The 19,870-nt window shown below is 71.9% G+C and carries 16 protein-coding genes; 5 read left to right on the top strand and 11 right to left on the bottom strand.

Going from position 1 to position 19,870, the window contains the following annotated elements:
* Nucleotides 1–445 precede the first annotated feature (445 nt).
* Genes ACN27A_RS09195 through ACN27A_RS09155 form a run of 9 tightly spaced genes read right to left on the bottom strand, consistent with a single transcriptional unit; the run spans nt 446 to nt 9,908 of the window.
* The gene (locus ACN27A_RS09195) at nt 446–1,240 is read right to left on the bottom strand and encodes a PIG-L deacetylase family protein (protein WP_421451462.1); all 795 of its coding nucleotides are present in this window, start codon (nt 1,238–1,240) and stop codon (nt 446–448) included.
* A 16-nt stretch (nt 1,241–1,256) separates the two neighbouring features.
* Entirely contained in the window at nt 1,257–2,498 is a 1,242-nt protein-coding gene (locus ACN27A_RS09190) for a glycosyltransferase family 4 protein (protein ID WP_421451460.1), read from the bottom strand.
* On the bottom strand, nt 2,495–3,364 hold the full coding sequence (locus ACN27A_RS09185; protein WP_421451458.1) for a sugar phosphate isomerase/epimerase family protein: 870 nt from the start codon (nt 3,362–3,364) through the stop codon (nt 2,495–2,497). The genes ACN27A_RS09190 and ACN27A_RS09185 overlap by 4 nt, the downstream gene beginning before the upstream one ends.
* On the bottom strand, nt 3,361–4,845 hold the full coding sequence (locus ACN27A_RS09180; protein WP_421451455.1) for a YcaO-like family protein: 1,485 nt from the start codon (nt 4,843–4,845) through the stop codon (nt 3,361–3,363). The genes ACN27A_RS09185 and ACN27A_RS09180 overlap by 4 nt, the downstream gene beginning before the upstream one ends.
* Entirely contained in the window at nt 4,842–5,669 is an 828-nt protein-coding gene (locus ACN27A_RS09175) for a hypothetical protein (protein ID WP_421451453.1), read from the bottom strand. Before ACN27A_RS09175 ends, ACN27A_RS09180 begins: the two co-directional genes overlap by 4 nt.
* A gap of 2 nt (nt 5,670–5,671) precedes the next feature.
* Complete coding sequence (locus ACN27A_RS09170; RefSeq protein ID WP_421451451.1) at nt 5,672–6,658, bottom strand: Gfo/Idh/MocA family protein; 987 nt, start codon at nt 6,656–6,658, stop codon at nt 5,672–5,674.
* A gap of 3 nt (nt 6,659–6,661) precedes the next feature.
* A complete protein-coding gene (locus ACN27A_RS09165; RefSeq protein WP_421451448.1) occupies nt 6,662–7,792 on the bottom strand; it encodes a class I SAM-dependent methyltransferase in 1,131 nt (376 codons plus the stop codon).
* A 14-nt stretch (nt 7,793–7,806) separates the two neighbouring features.
* Nucleotides 7,807–8,733, bottom strand: coding sequence for an HD domain-containing protein (locus ACN27A_RS09160; RefSeq protein WP_421451446.1), 927 nt, complete (start codon nt 8,731–8,733; stop codon nt 7,807–7,809).
* Entirely contained in the window at nt 8,730–9,908 is a 1,179-nt protein-coding gene (locus tag ACN27A_RS09155; RefSeq protein ID WP_421451443.1) for an inositol-3-phosphate synthase, read from the bottom strand. The genes ACN27A_RS09160 and ACN27A_RS09155 overlap by 4 nt, the downstream gene beginning before the upstream one ends.
* 204 nt (nt 9,909–10,112) lie before the next feature.
* On the opposite strand from ACN27A_RS09155, the gene galE reads away from it, so the two are divergent.
* The 5 genes from galE to ACN27A_RS09130 all read left to right on the top strand — a co-directional run bounded on the left by galE (nt 10,113) and on the right by ACN27A_RS09130 (nt 17,096).
* Nucleotides 10,113–11,141, top strand: coding sequence for a UDP-glucose 4-epimerase GalE (galE, locus tag ACN27A_RS09150; protein WP_421451440.1), 1,029 nt, complete (start codon nt 10,113–10,115; stop codon nt 11,139–11,141).
* Between the two features lie 270 nt (nt 11,142–11,411).
* Nucleotides 11,412–12,128 carry a hypothetical protein gene (locus tag ACN27A_RS09145; protein ID WP_421451437.1) on the top strand — a complete coding sequence of 239 codons (717 nt, stop codon included), beginning with the start codon at nt 11,412–11,414 and terminating at the stop codon, nt 12,126–12,128.
* A gap of 528 nt (nt 12,129–12,656) precedes the next feature.
* Nucleotides 12,657–13,250: a hypothetical protein gene (locus ACN27A_RS09140; RefSeq protein ID WP_421451435.1), complete on the top strand. Its 594-nt coding sequence runs from the start codon at nt 12,657–12,659 to the stop codon at nt 13,248–13,250.
* An 806-nt stretch (nt 13,251–14,056) separates the two neighbouring features.
* On the top strand, nt 14,057–15,523 hold the full coding sequence (locus tag ACN27A_RS09135; RefSeq protein ID WP_421451432.1) for an endo-1,4-beta-xylanase: 1,467 nt from the start codon (nt 14,057–14,059) through the stop codon (nt 15,521–15,523).
* A gap of 190 nt (nt 15,524–15,713) precedes the next feature.
* The gene (locus ACN27A_RS09130) at nt 15,714–17,096 is read left to right on the top strand and encodes an RICIN domain-containing protein (protein WP_421451429.1); all 1,383 of its coding nucleotides are present in this window, start codon (nt 15,714–15,716) and stop codon (nt 17,094–17,096) included.
* 346 nt (nt 17,097–17,442) lie between these two features.
* Here ACN27A_RS09130 and ACN27A_RS09125 read toward each other — a convergent pair whose 3' ends face one another.
* Complete coding sequence (locus tag ACN27A_RS09125) at nt 17,443–18,954, bottom strand: SulP family inorganic anion transporter (protein ID WP_421451426.1); 1,512 nt, start codon at nt 18,952–18,954, stop codon at nt 17,443–17,445.
* Between the two features lie 227 nt (nt 18,955–19,181).
* Entirely contained in the window at nt 19,182–19,670 is a 489-nt protein-coding gene (locus ACN27A_RS09120; RefSeq protein ID WP_421451423.1) for a hypothetical protein, read from the bottom strand.
* Nucleotides 19,671–19,870: the final 200 nt, after the last annotated feature.

Below are 19,870 nucleotides of genomic sequence, written 5' to 3'. Positions count from 1 at the left end.
CAAATCTGATCTTCGCGGCCAACCTCGCCGACCCTGTGTCGGTCGACGACGGTGGTCGCTGTGGCTGAGCCCTTTCTAGCTTCAGTCGTTCCCCCGGTTCTTCTGCCGAACCGTGGGCGACGCAACTGGCGGGACGCCTACGCACCGCTGCGGCGGGCTCCGTTGCCGATGCCAGCGCTTGCGCAGCAGCGGTCCGCACGGGTGCTCGACACTGACCCGGGCGACGTGCTCGGCGGCTGGCGTGGCCGACTCAGCGGCGTGCTTTGAGGACTTGGGCCCACGTGTGTGGCCCCGACTCCTAATTCTCCGCACCGGCGGAGACGTACCCGCATGCTCGACGCCGAGGCACTGGTGAGTTTCCTGGTCAACGGCTCGATGCTGTGGGAATGATGGGCCAAGAGGGCACACATGCCGGTCAGGCATAGCCACACTGTTGCAGGTGCCGTCAGCGGGCGGAGGACGCGCGGAACGGTGGTGACACCGCACCGATCATCGCGAGACGCTCCGCACGGCCACGCAACGCTTCGACCGCGCCCGGCAGGCGCAGCCGGGCAGCCTCCACCGCGGCGAGATCGCGCAGCAGCGCAGCCACCCCGGTCGGACCGAACTGGAAGTCGAGTTGGCTGTGGTAGCTACCGGCGGCGACCATCTTCACCGCCAGATGATCGTTGATGTCGACGCCCGCCTCGACACCCGCCGGTACGCAGCGCCACGGTGCCGCCGCCGGCTGTCGGCTCACGTACGGCACGTCCCTCCAGAAGAGGGCGTCCGGGGCGAGTCGCGCGACCGTCTCGGTGACGATGCGGTGGTCGGCGTGGTCGCCGAGGGCCTGCGGCGCGAGGACCACATCGGCGTGTGCCAGATGCGGGCCCAGCGCCGGAATGAGCGCGGCGGCCGCCCAGTCGTCTCCGCGCACACCGGCAAAGAGCCCGGCCGGGTCCGGATACCCGCGATGCGGCGCCTCTGGCAGCGGCAGGTGCGTCGGCTCCACGCCGAGCACCGCGCACGCGGCCTCGTCCTCGGCCCGGCGCAGCGCCATGTAGTCGATGTCGGCCGTGAACCCCTTGTCGAGCTGGCAGGCCAGCGCGAAGGGCGACGGGTCCGACATGCTCGCGGTGAAGCAGGTGACCACCCGTACCGTCCAGCCCGCCGCGACCAGTGCCGCGAGGGTGCCGCCGACGGAGAAGACCGCGTCGTCCAGATGTGGGCTGACCGCTACCGCAACCCCGGGGTTGGCCACCGACGCCTCCTCGCGCTCACAGGAGATGAGGTGTCGTGCGGAACCGACAGGTCGTGTCGACCGGCGGGTCGGAGATCTCCGGGATGGTCGTGGCCAGCCCGTCGTAGACGGCGGTGATCCGACCCGCTACCACCGGCCAGCTCCACTGCCGCTCGACGTCGTCACGGGCCTGTCGGGCGAGCCGAGCGCGCAGCGCCGGATCGCCGAGCAGGCGGCGGATGGCAGCCGCGAGAGCCGCCGGGTCACCGGCCGGCACCAGCAGCCCGTTCTCGTCCGGGCGCACGCAGTCGCGAACACCGACCACGTCGGTGGAGACGACCGGCAGGCCAGCGGCCATGGCCTCCAGGATGGTGTTGGAGAAGCCCTCGGCGTAGGTGGGGCTGACAAAGATCTCGCCCCGGGCGTACACCTCGTGAGCCCTCTCGTAGGGCACCGCACCGAGCAACTCGACCACGTCGCCGAGAGCCAGTTCGGTGATCCGGGTGGCGACGGTGTCCAGGTCGGGGCCGATGCCCGAGAGCAGCAGACGCACCGGCACCGTGTCCGCGCGGAGCTTGGCGACCGCGTCGAGCAGGTCGAGCACGCCCTTCCGCGCGTCGACGCGGCCGTGGTAGAGCAGCACCGCCGGGTCGGACACCCGGCCGGGCGACGCGACCGGCACGAATCGCTCGGCGTCGGTGGCACCGGGCACGACGGTGAAACGGCCTGGATCGAGGTCGTGTCGGTGGCAGACCTCGGCGGCGAAGGACGGCGAGCCGATCAGCAGTGCCGGCGCGTGCGCGAAGACGGCCCGCACCAGGTGTCGGTGGGTGGCACAGCACGTGCCGACCCAGTGCCCATCCCCACCTTGCACGGAGACCACGGCGGGCAGTCCCGCCGTCCGAGCGGCACGGAGCACCGCCAGCCCGTTGGGATAGGCGTACTGTGCGTGCAGCACGTCGAAGGGCCGGCGGGCGTGCAGCCGCAGAACGGTGTCGGTCATCTCGGCGACGTCCGCCTCGAAGTCCGCGGGCTCGCCCCGGCACACGGCCTGTTCCCCGTGCGCCTCCAGGGCGTGCACCTGGACCCCGGCGGGCACCCGGTCCGGCGGAGGCGGTCCCCCGCCGTACACGGCGCGGCCCGCGCGATCGCCCCGGTACTGCGATACCAGGGTGGGCTCGTGGCCGGCGCGGACCAGGTGCCGAAGCAGATTCTCGGCGTACGCGCTCATGCCGGACACCGCCGGCCAGTAGCGACGGGAGACGAAGCAGATCCTCATCGCATGCCGGCCTTCAGCTTGGCGGACGCGCCGGGCCGCGGCTCCGCCCGGCGCAGCGCGGCCAGTGCGGCGGGCACCAGCGTGTCGGCCCGGTGCGCGTCGCGGGAGAGTTCGAGGCTGACCAGGCCGGAGTATTCAATCTCGGTCAGCGCGGCGAGCACCGCGGTGAAGTCCATGTCGCCCTCGCCGGGGGCGCGGTGCTCGTGCCGGCCCCGGGGCATGTCCTCGACAGCGACCGCGCCGAGCCGGGCCGCGAAGGCGCGCACCGCGGCGGCCGGTTCATACCGGCCGGATACCAGGCAGTGCCCGGTGTCCAGAGCCAGGGTGAGGCCGGTCACCTCGGCCGCGAGACGCGCCCAGTCATCGCAGTCGTCCACCACCATCCCCGGCTCCGGCTCCAGGGCGCAGGTCACCCCGTGCCGGTCGGCGTACCCGACGACGTCGCGGACCCCGTCGACGAGCCAGTGCCAGCAGCGGTCGCGGTCGACGCCGGGCTCGGGTACGCCGGCCCAGAACGACACCGCCTCGCTACCGAGCCCGACCGCCACGTCCACGCAGAGACGCAGGAAGCCGCGCCGCCGCAGCCGGTCCTCCGCGTCCGGCGAGACCAGGGTCGGATGGTGCTTGCGTCGCGGGTCGAGCAGGAATCGCGCACCGGTCTCGACCACGCTCGCGAGTCCGAGCGTGTCGAGCCGGCCGGCCAGCCGACGGGTGCGTCCGGCCAGATCGGGCGCGTACGGGTCGTGGTGGGCCACGTCGAGAGTGAGTGAGACGCCGTCGTAGCCACAGTCGGCGAGCAGGGCGACCGCGTCGTCGAGCCGGTGCGAGGTCAACCCGTTGGTGTTGTAGGCGTAGCGCAGGCTCATCGCCCGCTCCGGGCGACGACGTGCCGGCTCGGTTCCCGGTAGAGCGGATAGAGCGGGCCGACCGTGTGCGCGACGCCGGCCAGGTCGAGCCAGGCGTCGCCGCCCAGCCGCTCCCGGCCCGCCGGGTCGAGGACCACCGGTGCGGCACCTGCGTGTGGCGGCGTCCCGAGCCCGACCAGCGGCGAATCACGCTCCATGAGGCGCTCGACCCCACGCGCCGCGATCCGCCCGTACGACATGGTTTCCGCCTCCAGCCCGGGCACGATCACCTTGACCGCCACCGCCCCCTTGCCGGGTGCGACGACGACCAGCACGTCGAAGTCGGCGAGCCGGTGCAGCAGCTCGGCCAGCAGCGCGCTCGGGTCGTCCAGGCTTCCCGGCGCGACGGTGGGCAGCGTGCTGAAGGCCACGGTGCCGCGCTGGGCCAGCACCACGGGTGCCAGCAAGGCCCGCAGCTCGCCGCCGTCGAGGTGGGTCCACTCCCGCATCGCGGTGACCGCCCGGTTCTCCTGGGGTTCGAACGGCCGGGCGAACTCCCGCCGCCAGTACGCCTCCGGCGTGAACCGCCGCAGCACCTCCAACGGCCCGTGCGAGAAGACTTTGCGGGAACGGGACGACACGTACTCCAGCAGCGCCTTGCGCAGCGCGGCCTCCCGGTCCGGGTGGGCGGCCTCCCCGCACGCGGTGACCGCCAGCGGCGGGGTCTCCGGTTCCCGGTCGACGCCGACGACGTGCACGTCGACCAGGCCGAACGCGGTCGAGGCGAGCTTCGGGACCACCTCGATGCCGGCGGAGCGGAGCAGATCCAAGGTCGCCCGCGTCACCGGGTCCCGGACCTCGTCAAGGTCGATCACGACGCCGGCGTCCATGGCGCGGAAGGCGGTGGCGTTGCCGTCGCGTTGCAGCAGCTCCAGCAGGCCGTGTGCGACGGCCCGTTCGACCGTGTCACCGGCGCCCGATCCGTTGGTGATCACCGGGACGAGTCGCTCGGCCGGGTCCTGCCACGGCAGGTCCGCACCAGCCGAGGCGCAGAACTCCGCCGGCACCAGCACCGTCTCGCCGGTGCGCCAGCGCACGGTCGGCAGCCAGGCGCGGGGTTCGTCGTCGTCGACGACCGTCCCGGCGGGTAGCACGAGTGACCGGGGATCCACCACACCCGCGGTGCCCAGTTCGGTGCGCAGTTCTGCGTACGAGGCCCGGCGGGGAACCATCGCCCGTAGCTGCCCGTGCAGCAACAGTGCCTCCGCCAACTCCCCGTACGCGCCGGTGCGCGCCTGCTCGACGGTGGCGCCGTAGCCCATCGCGGAGGCCCTGGGCCAGCCGACGCCGAGGTGGTCGGCGGAGACCACCGGCAGACCGATCCGGTCCAGGCCGGACACGTCGAAGTCACCGACCTCGCCGGCGGGCAGGGCGTCGGCGAGCCGATCGGCGACGGACGACGCCGAGATGGTGCGGGTACGCGGTCCGACGGTTCGGGTCACGTCAGCTCCTCGATCGGTATGGGCCCGGCCGTCGGCTGCCCCCGCAGCTGTCGGTCGAACAGGGCGAGCACCTGCTTGCGGGAGACCGGCGCGGCGTACTCGAAGGGTGTGGCCACCGCGTCGAAGTCGAGCGCCTCGACCAGGTCGCGTCCCTGGCGCACCTCGGCGTGCGAGAGCGGGATCTGGGCGTGGAAGGCTTTGTGGCAGGAGAGCGCGACCGGCGTCCCGCCCGCCAACTCCACCTTGATCAGGTCACCGACGAACAAGATTCCACGCTGCTCGTCGTGCAGCACGCTGTGGCCGGGAAAGTGGCCGCCGCTGCGATACATCACCAGGCCGGGCGCGAGTGGATGCCGCTCGTCGGTCGGCCACGTCACCTGGAACGCCTTGGTCCAGACGAGGTCGTCGACGCCGACGGCGAGCACCGGCGGAGCGAGTTCGTCCTGTAGCTGCCAGAGGGCGCCGTAGCCGTGCACGTGGCTCGCCCCGAGCGCGACCAGACCGCCGCGGGAGCGCAGGTCGGCGAGTGCTTCGGCGGGGTACCAGCCGGCTGCTTCCCAGCCGACCAGACCGGCGTCGGTCTCGATCACCCAGCCGGTGCTGCCGAGCCCGAGCTGCGGCTCGACCCAGTAGCCGGTCACCCCCGGGGCGACCATCTCCCAGCGTGCCGTGCGTCCGTTCGCCACCTCGTCGACGGAGTCGAACTGCCAACCCTCCTCGGGCAGCGCGTTGCGCACGTCCGTGCAGACCGGGCAGGACGGCGGCGGCGCGAACCAGCGCTGCCAGTGCCCGCAGTTCGCGCAGGCGTACGGACGCAGAGCCACGGTCAGTTCCTTTCGGCGGCGGTGTGCAGCAACTCGTGCAGGCGCAGGTCCCGCGCCAGCGGCCAGGGCCAGGCGGATCCCCGTACGGCGGCGGAGAAGGCGCGCACCTGACCGGTGAACGGGCTCTCCTCGACGTCGATGGGCATCGTGGTGGTCGCTCCGGTGGCGGCGTCGAGGTGGGTCAGTGTGCCGCCGGCGTCCTGGCCGAGGGTGTCGACGGCGACGAGTTGCGCACCGGTGCCGACCACCTCCAACCGGCGTCGTGGGAGCGGATCGGCGGTGTTGAACGACACGTGCGCCTGCACCAGCACCCCGGCGCCGGTGACGCCGGCCAGTAGCGCCCCGTCGTCCACCGGGTAGGGGTGCACCCGGCGCTGGGTCCGTACGGTCAGATCCGTCAGGTCGTCACCGAGCAGCACGCCGACGAGATCGACGCCGTGTGGGGCCAGGTCCACCAGGGCTCCGCCGCCGGAGCGGGCCGGGTCGACCCGCCAGTTGTCATGCGGTCGGCCGTCCGGACTCCACCGCTCGGGCAGCCAACAGCCGTAGACGATCCGGATCGCGGTCACGGTGCCGATGTCACCGGCGGCGACGAGGCCGGCGATGCGCTGATGGGCGGGGTGGAACCGCTGGTCGAAGGCGGCCCCGGCGAGTACGCCACCGGCCGCGTCGACCAGTCGCCGGGCGTCGGCGACGGTGGCGGCCAGGGGCTTCTCGCACAGCACCGGCACGCCGGCCTTGGCCACCGTCGCCACCACGTCGGCATGGGTGTGGTTGGGGGTCGCGACGTGGACCGCCTCGACCTCCGGATGGTCGAGCAGCTCGTGCAGGTCGGCGGTGGCCAGCAACTCAGGGACAAGGGCGCGGGCGGCGGCGGGATCCCGGTCGCAGGCGGCAACGAGCCGATGCCCGGCGGCGCGGATCGCCGGGGCGACGTGGTCCCGGGCGACCCAGCCGCAGCCAATCACACCCCAGCCGACCGGTTTCATCCCTCACCACCGCTCGGGCAGGTCGAGCAGGAGCCGACGCCGCACCGCGTCCGGACCCGGATCCGCCGGCCAGCGTTCCGGCAGGTACGCGGCGGCCCGTTGCCCGTACTCGGCCGCCCAGCGCTTGTCGGGCCAGCGGCGGCTCCCGTCGGTGTAGAGCGGGTTGGGCCGCAGTGGGCTCGCCTTCGCGGGCCGCAGCAGGTCCGCATCGGCCGGAGCGGCGGCGGTGTCGCGGGCCAGGCCGACAGCTTCGGTATGGGCCAACGCGGCGGCGTCAGCCGGGGTGGGCAGACGCCCGGCGGCCGTCGCCGCCGTCAGCTCCTCCTCGGCGTACGCGGACGCGGCCGGCAGTAGGGCCGCCCAGCTCTCGGACGGCAGCGGCAGACCGGCTGCGCCCGACGGGTGCCGCGCGTTGTGCAGGTGGCCGAGGAGCACCGCTCCGCCGGGCCCGGCGCAGGCGAGCGCGGCGGCCACCACGGCAGCCTTGTCCGGCAGGAAGTACAGGGCGTCGTGGCAGGCCACGTGCCGGGGTGCCGCGGGCGGCGGCAGCGGCCAGGCGGCGTTCAGGTCGGCACACACCAGCTGCACCGGTGCGCCGGGCGGCACCACGAACCGGCGGGCCAACCAGAGCTTGGCGAAGACCACGTCCACACCGGTCGCGTCGGCGTGGCCGTGCGTGACCAGGTGCCTCAGCAGATGGCCGGCACCGCAGGCCAGGTCGACCACTGGTCGGCCGTGCGGCGGGTGCGCGGCGGTGAGCGCCAGCGCCGCCAACCAGCTGGGGTCGGACCAGCGATGCAGGAAGTAGACCCCGACACGGCCGAGCCGGAGCAGTTCCACCGCCTCGCGCAGGCTGGTGGCGCTCAGCGCCTGCCGGAGCTGGTCGGCCGGTGGTGGCTCGCCGTCCCACCAGTCGTCGGCGTCGGCGAGCAGTGCCACCGCGGCCTGGTCGGGTGCACCCGCGTCAAGCGCCGCGACCGCCCGTTCCCGCAGGTCGTCCCGGTTCGGGCGCAGCCAGGGGATGGTCTCGACCACCGGCCAGCGACGCACACCGTCGGTGAGAGTGTGCGGGGTGTCCGCGCGCAGGGGTGTGCCGTCGGGTCCGCGAAATTCGGTCGCGGCCGCAGCGGGCATCGCGCGGACAGCGGTCACAGCCCGGCCGCCCGGATCACCGCGCGGTGATAGGTCACCACCGGGCCATCGTGTACCAACGAACGGTCCACCAGCGCCTGCTCGACGGTGAACGCGGCGGCCCGGGCGTGGTGGTGAACCTGGAGTACCCGGTCCAGCACGTCCGCGGCGTGGAAGGTGCGCCCGAGTGGCGTCTCGGCGTCCACCCGGAAGGCCAGCACCGCCTCGATGCGGGTGGCCAGCTGCGGCGGCAGCCCGGCCAGCTCCCGCTCGGTGAGCCGGCTGGTCACCGGATCGAGGTGCGCGCCGAGCAGCAGCTCACCGGCATAGCCGGCGTCGGGTAGCCGGGCGTTGTGCAGGTGATGGGCCAGGCCGAGCAGGAACGCCTCCGCCGGGTCGGCGTCGGTGTCGTCGGCGAGCAGCGCGCCGTACACGGCGACCGCCCAGCAGTGCTCCGCGTGATTCTCGGCTGGTTCGACCACCAGCCGGGGTTGTCCAGCCGCGGTGGCACCGGCGCGTGGCTGTCGGCGCAGGGCCGTCACGAATGGCGGCACCGGCAGGTCCGGCCCGCCGTCGGCGACCAGGCCGGGCAGCGCGGCGCGCACCCGGCGTACGGTGCCCGGGTGCAGCGAAGCGGCCATTTCGTCGATGGCGCGGGCCAGGACGGTCTCCACCTCGGTGGGGGCCAGCCCGCAGGCGAGCAGGGTCGCCGCATCGACGCCGCCGAGACGGGCCCCGGCCAGCGCGGCGGCGCACTCGCGGTCGGCGACGACCATCGGGTCGGCGCCGTCCGTGAGCGCCGCCCACGATCGCGCGAACGACCGTTCGGCCGCCGAACCCTCGGCGTGCGCGACCCGCACTCGTTTCAGGTCGCCGATCTGCCGCAGCGTGGGTGTCACGGTGGCCAGCCGATCCACCGGCGGTGCGGCCAACGCGGTGGTCATACCGGCGCGTCCAGCCACTCCAGCAAGATCCGTTCCTGCACGTGCAGCGCGTGTTCGGGAGTTGCACCATCCCGGGTCACCGGAGCCTTGAAGAAGTAGCCGAGCTGCTCCTGCGCGCCGCTCTCACCCCGGCGGGCGGCCTCGTTCATCAGGCGCGCCAGGTCCAGCACCAACGGCGCGGCGAGGATCGAGTCCCGGCACAGGAAGTCCACCTTGAGCTGCATCCGCTGCCCGAGGAAGCCGATCAGGTCGATGTTGTCCCAGGCTTCCTTGGCGTCACCGCGTGGCCGGTAGTAGTCGATCCGGACCACGTGGTCCTGCACGTCGTACCCGAGGATCTGGTTGAGCACCGACCCCTTGGTGTCCAGCTTGCTGGCCAGAGACGACGGATCGTCGAGGATCTGCCCGTCCCGATTGCCCAAGATGTTGGTCGAGTACCAGCCCTCCACCGTCAGCGCCCGGGACCGGAACGCCGGGGCCAGCACCGTCTTGACGAGTGTCTGGCCCGTCTTGCCGTCCTTGCCGGCAACCGGGACGCCCTCCCGCTCGGCCAGTTCCAGCAGTGCCGGCACGTCGGCGCCCAGACTCGGCGTGAAGTTGACGTAGGGGCAGCCTTCCCGGATCGCCGCGTACGCGTAGAGCAGACCGGGGGTGATGGCCGCATCGTCGGCGTCCAGGCCAGCCTCGAAGCTGTCGAGGCTGCGTAGTGCCGGCGACGTCGGGTCCGGTCGGGCCTCGGTGGAGGCCAGGTTGACCACCACGACCCGCTGCACCGCCTGAGCGGATCGGAACCGGCTCAGGTCTTCGCGCAGGTGCGTCACCCGATCCCGCAGTGGGCCGACCGGCACCACGTTGGCCCCGGTGGCGTTGCGGCAGTACGCCGGATCCGCCACCGCGGGCCAGGGCTGTATCTGCCCCAGCGGCCCGGCCACGGTATCCAGGTGCGCCGGCTCCACCACGCCGTGCAGGTGCGCGGCCTTGGCCAGGTCGTCCGGCGCCAGATCCCAGCCGCCGAAGACCATGGACTCGTACGGCACCAGATCGGTGCGGTGGGCCAGGGGTAATCCGGACATGTCCTGCATGCCCAGTCGCAACAGCTCCACTCCCGCTATCGCCGTGGTCGCGACCGCGCCGCCCAGCCCAACCACCGCGACCCCGATGCGTTGTCCTGTCATGCCGCCTCCCGATTCGACCGGACCGTCCGAGCCGAGCCGCCGCGTACCCGTCCCCACGCCGATCAGTCATGTGTTCTCGTCGACGTCGTGGCCGTGCACCGATCCGTCGATTTCCCAGGTGACAGGCTTGTGCGGTGGTGAAGATGCAGAGGGACACGGCGTCGCCGGTAGCGCTGACAGGTCACCCGGGGTGGAGGTCCGCTCGTGAAGGTGCTGATCGCGGGTGGGGCGGGCTTCATCGGTAGTACGATCGCCTCCGCCCTGATCGACGCGGGCCACACGCCGGTGGTGCTGGACAGCATGGTGACCGGGCGGCTCGAATTCTGCCGGGGCCGCCTCTTCCAGTTCGGCGACATCGCCGACGCGGACGGGGTGGACCGACTGTTGACCCGGCATCCGGACATCGAGGCGGTGATCCACTGCGCCGCCTTGATCGCGGTGCCGGACTCGGTGGCCCGACCGGTGGACTACTACCGGGCGAACGTCTCCGCGACGCTGGAGTTCGTCGACCGCCTACTCGCGCATGGCATACACCGCGTGATCTTCAGTTCGTCCGCGGCCATCTACCAGCCGGACGCGGACCTCGGGGTCGACGAGACGTCGCCCCTCTACGCCACCAGCCCGTACGCGCAGACGAAGCTGGTCGTCGAACGGATGCTGGCCGACATCGCGGCCAGCAGCCCGCTGCGGGTGCTGTCCCTGCGCTACTTCAACCCGATCGGCGCGGATCCGGCCCTACGCACCGGGCTTCAGGTCGCCGTGCCGTCGCACGCGCTGGGCCGGTTGACGCAGGCGTACCAGACCGGCGTCCCGTTTGCGGTCAACGGTCTGGACTGGCCCACCCGCGATGGCTCGGGACTGCGGGACTACGTCCACGTCTGGGACCTGGCCGACGCCCACCTGCGGGCGCTGGAACGCTTCGACGACATCTTCGCCGCCGGGGGCGCGCCGCACACCGCCATCAATTTGGGCAGCGGCACCGGTACGACGGTGCTGGAACTGATCGCGGCGTTCAACGCGGTGGTGGACCGTCCGGTCCTGGTCCGCGAGGCCCCCCGGCGACCGGGTGACACCGCTGGCGGGTTCACCCGCAGCCGGCGCGCCTGGGAGTTGCTGGGCTGGAGGGCACGGCGCGACCTGTTCACCGGGATCACCGACGCACTGGCCTGGCATGCCCGCCGCGGGCAGGTGCTGGCGGACCTGGCGGACCGCCGCCGGCAGTTGGCCGGTTGAGCCGTCCGGACGCGGTAAGGGCCACGGCTCCGGCGACCCCGTCGCCCAGCCACGTCAGTACCACGCCGACACGACCGTCCCGGCAGTCGAATCTGAGCACGGATCAGTCAAAGCGGGAGCAGTCAAGAGCGCTACTGAGCCCATTGCCGACAATGTCGGAAACCAAGCGGAGCAGGCGTTCGAGCCTGATACCGCGATCGAATGTCCCTTTCGGCGGAGGAGATCCACAGGCACGGACTCGGCCGAACGATCACAGCCCGAGGGGGACAGATGCACGACTTCCTGAAGACAGCGGCCAAGACCGGCCGTGGCACCAGGTGGCCTTGGCTGGCGAACACGCTGACAGCGGTGGGGGTGATGCTGGCCGGACTGCTGACCGTTGCCGCACCGGCGCAGGCAGCGGACCTGCCCTGGGGGCCGTACACCTGCGCGAGCGGCTACGTCTGGCGCGAGGCGGTGCCGGGTGACCTCGTCTGCGTGAGTCCGCAGACGCGGTCCGACACCCAGACCGAGAACGCTCTCGGGCCGTCCCGCCGAGAGCCCAACGGTTTCTGCAAGCCGGGCTTCGTGTGGCGCGAGACGCGATCCTCGGACCTCGTCTGCGTGGTGCCGACCAGCCGCGACCGTGCGTACAGCGACAACGCCAACGCGCCCTGGCGACTGGTCGATCCAGGTGCGACGCCGCGCGGAGGAGTTTCCGTCACCACCACGAACCACCAGCTCGGCGGCTACCTGTACGCCACCGGCAGCGGGCTCTCCCCCAACCGACCGGTGCGCTTCTATGCGGTGCGGATCAACACGGTCGGCCCGTACTCGCTCGGGTCGCTGACCGCGAACAGCAGCGGCGCCATCTCCGGTTGGCAGTACGTCGCGGACATCCGCTGCCGCTTCAAACAGACCCAGCCGGCCGTCATCGTCGTCCTCGATCAGGGCTCCGGCGTGGTCACCACCGCCGGCACCACGGAGGCCTTCCGCCGCTGCGGTTGACCCGTCCAGGGTCGCAGGGCGGGCACGACCCGGTCGCGGGCCATCGTGATGCCGTGCGGTGCATGACCAGATGACCGTGGGTGTCGAGAGGGCCGGCCCTCTCGACACCCACGGTCCGCACCACCCCGGCACGGGAACGCCCCAAGTGGTCTACGTCGGCGTCCGTGTCGGGGATGTCGAACACGGTGCCGTCCACCGCGACCAGGCGCCACCGGCAGTGGACCGGCACTGGCGAACTTCTCGCACATCGGCGCCCTCCAGGCCGCCAACCTGCGGCAGCCGCACGGCACGGTGGTGCTGTTGTTCGACGTCGATGAGCACATCGGAGGGCTCGATGGCGCGAAGGCGTACTTCCGCCACGCCAGCCCGTCGACGCGCGATGACCGGCTACCCGGTGCTGAGCATGTCTTTGTCGGAAGCCGGGGCGTCCTGGTCTCACTCTGCCCCGCGCGGTCCGACGGGTCGGTCCGTTGTGACGGAGTACAGTCCGAGCGACGACCGATCTGCGAGTGTGCGCGGTGAGCGGCGGTGGCGGTGAGGCTCGCGTTCTGTCCGGACACGGGAGCGGCGGACTGGCTGGTCCGGTCCCGGACACCGGACTTCCAGTTGATGACCTTCGGCCCGGCAGGCTTCGACGCGTACGCCCGTCTCCGGTTCATCCCTGATCCCGTGCGGGCCGGGCAGGACGAGGGCGACGTCGACGTCTCCGCCAACCACCCGTCGGACCTCGCGCAGGCCCGGCACGCGCTGAACCTGCTCGGGCGGTTCACCTCCACCCCGGAGGACTGCTACTTCTGCGTGTGGGAAGGCTACTCGGACATCCCGCTGCCGCCGCAGGTGCAACGCGGCCCGCTCGTCGAGATCCCGCATCGGCGGTTCGCGCTGCTGCGCGGTCCACTGGCCGCGCTCGACGACTGGGAAGCCGACCTCGGGGGCGGGCACCCCGTCGCGCCACCGGCATTCGCCTGGCCGGCCGATCGCCGCTGGTGCTTCGCCAGCGATGTCGATCCGCACTGGGCCGGGATCGGCGCCGGACGCGACGCCGTCGGCGCGCTCGTCGGCGATCCGGAGCTAGACGTCGTCCCAGCCGATCCAGCGGAGGAACAACCCTGGTACCGCTGACGGTTGCGGCCCGCGCCGGGTCGATCCGGGCAGCGCTGGTAACGGCGACTTCGCCGGCGGTCCGGGCGCGGAGCGGTCGTCGAGGTCAGGCCGCAGCACCGAGGCCGCAGTGGTACGTGCGGACAAGTCACCGTCGGGGTGGGCCGTTGGGCTCCGGCCTGCCAACCCAACCGCTCGATCTTCCCGCGCGGGATCACCCCCGCGTGCGCACCTGACGCACGCCCGCAGCACGTCAGGGCGCAGCGCGGAACTCGCCGTTCGACTGGGGTCATGATATCGCTAACATGGAGTGACATCGATTTCTCTGACCGAGGTCGCCGGCCCGGGCACCCGGTCGGGATGTCGCGGCCCGGCGGGGCCGATGCCGGCTTCTCGCTCGTAGAACCCGATCTCGCGGACGTGCGCCCCCGGCGATGCGCGCCGCGCCCGGCGCGCTCCGACTGTGCCCCGGAGGGGTGGGCATTGCGGCGCCGGCACGTATTGACGAACGTGATGTTATCGCTCACTCTCGATGTCGAGGATGACGGCACCTGTGGCTCACCGGGCGAGCACGCTGGCCGAACCTCGCGTCCAGGGCATCCCCAGGGGTGCGCTGACGTCGCTTCAGGACCATCAGCGGCTGTGTGCGACAGCCGGTCGGACTGCCCGTGCCAGCGCGGACCGGCCGACGACGACCGGCGGAGCGCACCTGGGCGGCGTCGCCACCCACCCGTCCGACCGTCCGCGAGCCGCGTCCGCCGTCCCGGACCGGCTTGCCCGAGCGAACTGGCACATCACCACCACCGGATTCACTGGGAAGGAATGCCATGAGATCCAAGAGAACCCTGCTGTCGACGATGGCCCTCGCCGTCGCGTTGACCGCGGGTACGACGGTGGCGCTGGCACCGAAGGCCAGTGCCGGGACGACCCTGAAAGCGTCCGCCGCCGAGAAGGGTCGCTACTATGGCGCGGCCGTCGCGACGGGCAAGCTCTCCGACAGCCAGTACGTCGGCATTCTCAACCGCGAGTTCAACAGCGTTGTCGCCGAGAACGAGATGAAGTGGGACGCCACCGAGCCGCAACAGGGTCGGTTCAGCTACACGGGCGGTGATCGTCTCGTCAGTCACGCTCGGGCCAACGGCATGAGCGTGCGGGGTCACGCCCTGCTCTGGCACGCGCAGCAGCCGGGTTGGGCGCAGAGCCTCTCCGGTAGCGCGTTGCGCAACGCCGCGATCAACCACGTCACCCAGGTCGCCACCCATTTCCGCGGCCAGATCCACTCCTGGGACGTGGTGAACGAGGCGTTCGCCGACGGTGGCAGCGGCGGTCGGCGTGACTCCAACCTGCAGCGCACGGGCAACGACTGGATCGAGGCGGCGTTCCGCGCCGCCAGGGCGGCCGATCCCGGCGCGAAGTTGTGCTACAACGACTACAACACCGACGGCGTCAATGCGAAGTCGACCGGTATCTACAACATGGTTCGGGAGTTCAAGTCCCGGGGCGTGCCGATCGACTGTGTCGGTTTCCAGTCCCACCTGGGCACCTCGCTGCCGGGGGACTACCAGGCCAATCTGCAGCGCTTCGCCGACCTCGGGGTCGACGTGCAGATTACCGAGCTCGACGTCATGAAAGGCTCCAACCAGGCCAACATCTACGCCGCGGTCACGCGCGCCTGTCTGGCTGTCTCGCGCTGCAACGGCATCACCGTGTGGGGTGTGCGGGACAGCGACTCCTGGCGCGGCACCGATGACGCCCTGCTCTTCGATCGGTCGGGCAACAAGAAGCCGGCGTACACCTCCGTCCTCAACGCCCTGAACGAGGGTGGCAGCCCACCCACCACGCCGCCGCCGGGCTCCGCGGTGGACACCAGTGCCTGGTATGTGCTGGTGAATCGGAACAGTGGCAAGGCGTTGGACGTGTACAACCTCGCCACCAATGACGGTGCGCGGATCACGCAGTGGGCGCGGAACAACGGCAACCAGCAGCAGTGGCAGTTCGTGGACTCGGGTGGCGGCTACTACCGGTTGAAGTCCCGGCATTCCGGCAAGGTGCTGGACGTCTACAACTTCTCCACCTCCGACGCCGCGGCGATCGTGCAGTGGAGCGACGGCAACGGCACGAACCAGCAGTTCCGGCTCGCCGAATCGGCCGGGGGTTACGTGCGTGTGATCAACCGCAACAGCGGCAAGGCCGTGGAGGTGCAGAATGCGTCCACCGCCGACGGGGCGAACATCGTCCAGTACACCGACTGGGGCGGCAACAACCAGCAGTGGCAACTGATCCGCATCGGGTAGCTGGTCCTCCGTCCGGTGCGCGGACGGCATCCGTTCGCGCCACCGCAGGCGGGCAGCCGGCCAGGGACGTGCGCCGGTGGCCGCATCGCGCCCGTACGACGAACACCGTGCTGACGCCGGACGTCGGCACGCACGCCAGGCCACCCGCATGCGGTCCGCTCGCGGGTGACCCCGACCAGAGGAGTGGACCATGAATGCCATCGGTGCGGCTCGTCCCGCCCTTCCGGGGAGACATCGCTGGCGGTCAGGGCTGGCCGCAGCGGCTGCGGCGGTCATCGCGGCCGGCACGCTGGTCGTCGTGGACGTGGCCCCTGCGGCCGCGGCGACCGTGGACACCAGCGCCTGGTACGTCCTGGTGAACAGGAACAGCGGCAAGGCGCTGGACCTCTACGCCTCGGCCACCAACGACGGCGCGCGGATCAGCCAGTGGACGCGGAACGACGGGGCGAACCAGCAGTGGCAGTTCCTGGACTCAGGTGGCGGCTACTACCGGCTGAAGTCCCGGCACTCCGGCAAGGTCCTCGACGTGCACAACTGGTCGACCGCCGACGGCGGAGCGATCGTGCAGTGGTCCGACACCAACGCGACGAACCAGCAGTTCCGGCTCGCGGACTCGGACGGCGGTCACGTCCGGCTGATCAGCCGGCACAGCGGCAAGGCCGTGGAGGTGCAGGGTGCCTCCACCGCCGACGGTGGCAACATCGTGCAGTACTCCGACTGGAACGGCGCCAATCAGCAGTGGCAGCTTGTCCGCGTGGACAGCGGCAACCCGCCGTCGGGAGGCACCGGGTGCGGTAGGGCACCGACGCTGTCCAGCGGCACGCACACGATTCAGAGCAACGGCAAGAGCCGCTCCTTCATCCTGCGGGTGCCCACCAACTACAACAGCAACAACCCCTACCGGCTGATCTTCGCGTTCCACTGGCGCGGCGGCACCATGCAGGAGATATCCTCGGGCGGCACCAGCGGGACGGCCTGGTCCTACTACGGGCAGCAGGAGCAGTCGAACAACAGTGCGATCCTGGTCGCGCCCCAGGGAATTGGCAACGGCTGGGGCAACGCCGGCGGCGAGGACGTCACCTTCGTCGACGACATGATCAGACGGATCGAGAATGACCTCTGCGTCAACCCGAGACAGCGGTTCGCCCTCGGCTTCAGTTGGGGCGGCGGCATGAGCTATGCGCTCGCCTGCGCACGGGCCACCGTCTTACGGGCGGTCGCGGTCATCTCCGGCGCACAGATCAGCGGGTGCAGCGGCGGTACGCAGCCCATCGCGTACTTCGGGCTGCACGGCATCTCGGACAACGTCCTGAACATCTCGCAGGGGCGGTCGTTGCGCGACACGTTCGTCCGGAACAACGGATGCACCGCCCAGAACCCGCCCGAGCCGGGGCCGGGCAGCCGTACGCACATCACGACCACCTACTCCGGCTGCAGGGCCGGCTACCCGGTCCAGTGGGCCGCGTTCGACAACGGTCACATGCCCGGACCGGTGGACGGGACGTACGCCGAGAGTGGCGTCACCACCTGGACCAAGGGTGAGATCTGGAGGTTCTTCGCGCAGTTCTCGTGACGCAGGCGGGTCAGGCGGCGCCGACCCCTGCGACGCGGGGGCCGGCGCCGCCTGACGTCGGGCCGGGATGGCGAGGATCCTGAGCGCCGGCCTCCTGGTCCGGGTCAGCGTTGCAGGTGGGCCGGCTTGCCCGAACCGCTGCGACGGACCAGCCAGGCCTCGGGGGGAGAAATTTACTGTCCATTGTGCCTATTTAGGTCATGCTGTGATTCCTGGATCTTCTGCCGGCTGTGACCAGCCGAAATGGGTCCAATTCGGTTGGCAGTAATCGGCGTTCTGTTCGTGGCGCGCTGGTCTTCGCAGATTGCCCGGCCTGAGCGGGCGCGCCGGCCGCCTCCGCGCCAGCTCACTCGGCGGCGTCCGCCATCCGGTCCCGGTCGTCCTCCGCCGGACGCGGCGCCACGACGTGCACGGAGACGCCCGTGTTGCCGTTGTGCGTGTCGATCCAGGAGTCCAGTGCCGACCGGCAGGCGAGGTCCACGTGCCGCAGGCCGCGCAGGTCCAGCCGCACGGTCCGGTCGGCCGGCAGCCCGTTCAGCGTGGTGAGGATGGTGGGCAGCCGCAGGAAGGTGGCGTTGCCGGCGATCGACACCTCGATCGGCCCCGTGCCGCGGTCGCGGACGGTGACCCGCACGTGGGACGTTTCCCAGGCGGTCTTGACGACGGCGAGGCCGAGGCCGACGAGCACACCGGTGAACATGTCGGTGGTGACGATCGCTCCGGCGGTCACCGCCAGCACCACCACCTCGCCCTGGTGCTGCCCCCGCCACAGCTCCGGCACCGCCCGCAGCGGCATCAGCTTCACCCCGGCGTGGACGAGCACGGCGGCGAGCGCGGCCAGCGGGATCAGCCCGAGCAGGCCGGGCACGGCGGCGGTGAACAGCAGCAGCCAGACCCCGTGCAGCACCCGGGACGCCTTGGTCCGCGCGCCGGCCCGCACGTTGGCGGAGCTGCGCACGATGACGGCGGTCATGGGCAGCGCGCCGAGTAGGCCGCAGAGGGTGTTCCCGGTGCCCTGGGCGACGAGTTCCCGGTCGAAGTCGGTGCGCGGGCCGTGGTGCAGCCGGTCCACCGCCGCCGCGCTGAACAGGCTCTCCGCCGAGGCGACAAGCGTGAACGTGGCGACGGTGGCGAGCACACCGACGTCCGCGAGGGTGCCCCAGTGCCCGAGCGAGGGTCGTACCGCCGCGAGCAGGCCCTCGACGTCGAGGGTGTCCACGGGGAGCCCGAACGCGGCGGTCGCCCCGGCCGCCGCGACCACGGCGACCAGCGCGCCGGGGACCGTGCGCAGCGGGCCGGGCAGGGCGTCCCACAGCAGCATGACCGCGAGGGTGGCCACGCCGACGGCGAGCGAGACGCGGGCCGGGTGTGACCTGACGACCTCGCCCACTAGGCCGGGCAGGCCTGTGAACTTGCCGGGCCCGGAGTGCGGCGTCGTGCCGCCGGCCAGGACGTAGAGCTGCCCGACGATGAGCAGCAGGCCGATGCCGGCGAGCATGCCCTGCACCACCGCCACGGAGATGGCCCGGAACCAGCGGCCCAGCCGCAGCAGCCCCAGCGCCACCTGGAGCAGGCCGGCGACCAGCACGATGGTGCCGAGTCCGGCCAGGCCGTAGCGGTCCACGGCCTCGGCGACCAGCACCGTCAGGCCGGCCGCCGGGCCGCTGACCTGGAGGCTGCTGCCGGGCATGAACCCGACGACGAGGCCGCCGACGATGCCGGTGACCAGGCCGAGTTCGGCGGGTACGCCGGAGGCGACGGCGATGCCGACGCAGAGCGGCAGCGCGACGAGGAAGACGACGAGGGAGGCGGGCAGGTCGGTGCGCAGGGTGCGCCAGGGCAGGGCGACAGAGGTCATGGTCCACTCCGGGGAGGCGGCGGGGCGAGCAACGGGGGCGCCGCGCGTACCCGCCGGCTTGCGATCGGCGGGTACGCCAGCGGGAAGGCGTGCGTGGTCGGCGGGCGACCGCGTGGCGGGGCGTGGGTGCGGGGGATTTGCTTCCGACCGCTCCGGGCCGGCGTGCCGCTGCTCGGCCGGCGCTCACTCGGAGTCGACGGGCGGCCGGGGCCTGCGGCGCGCGCCGCTCAGCAGCGCAGGACGCTCGGTCGCACCGCCTCGGGCGGGGCGACCGCCACGATCGGACGCCCGTCGACGGTGTTGTCCCGGCGTAACGGCGCGTCGGGCGGCGCGCAGGCCATCTGGGTCACCGGGTCGCGGCGGTCGCTGGCCGGGCTGTTGCGCCCGGGGCGGGCGGCCGATCCGCACGTCTTGCCGGCGAAGCTCGCCACCATGATCCGCTCTTGCGGCTGCCCGGTCCGCGCGGTGAGCGTGGCCACGGCGAGGTGCGCCTCGATGCGTACCGGATCGACCTGCGCGGCGGGGAGACCGCCGGTGGCGCGGGACTCGGCATCCGACGGCGTCGCGGGCGGCGGGCCGGGGTGGGTTGGCGCGGTCGCCGGTGGGCGAGTCTGGTGCGCGTCCGTGGCCGCGAGCGGCGGGCGGCAGGCGACGCTGAGATGCAGCAGGAGCGCGCCGACGAGCACCGGGGCGAGGGCGACGAGTCTGCGCTGCACCGCTCACCCCCCAGGCCGTGACGCGTGCCCCGGGCGTCCGCCCACGCCACCCGGATCAACCAGCCGCAGGCGGCATCGGTTACGCCCCCGTCTGGGCGAAGATGTCGGGGCAGGTGCCGGAGTCGGAGACCCCGGGTCGACAAGATCCCCGGATCAGAGGCACCTGCGGCCGGCCGCGGAGCCGCCCATGGATCGACTCG

Origin of the sequence: Micromonospora sp. WMMD737, assembly GCF_049179055.1 — a bacterium.
In the GTDB taxonomy this organism is placed as follows: domain Bacteria; phylum Actinomycetota; class Actinomycetes; order Mycobacteriales; family Micromonosporaceae; genus Micromonospora; species Micromonospora reichwaldensis.
The sequence above is the reverse complement of the archived record's forward strand: the minus strand, read 5'-3'. Positions and strand labels throughout refer to the sequence as shown.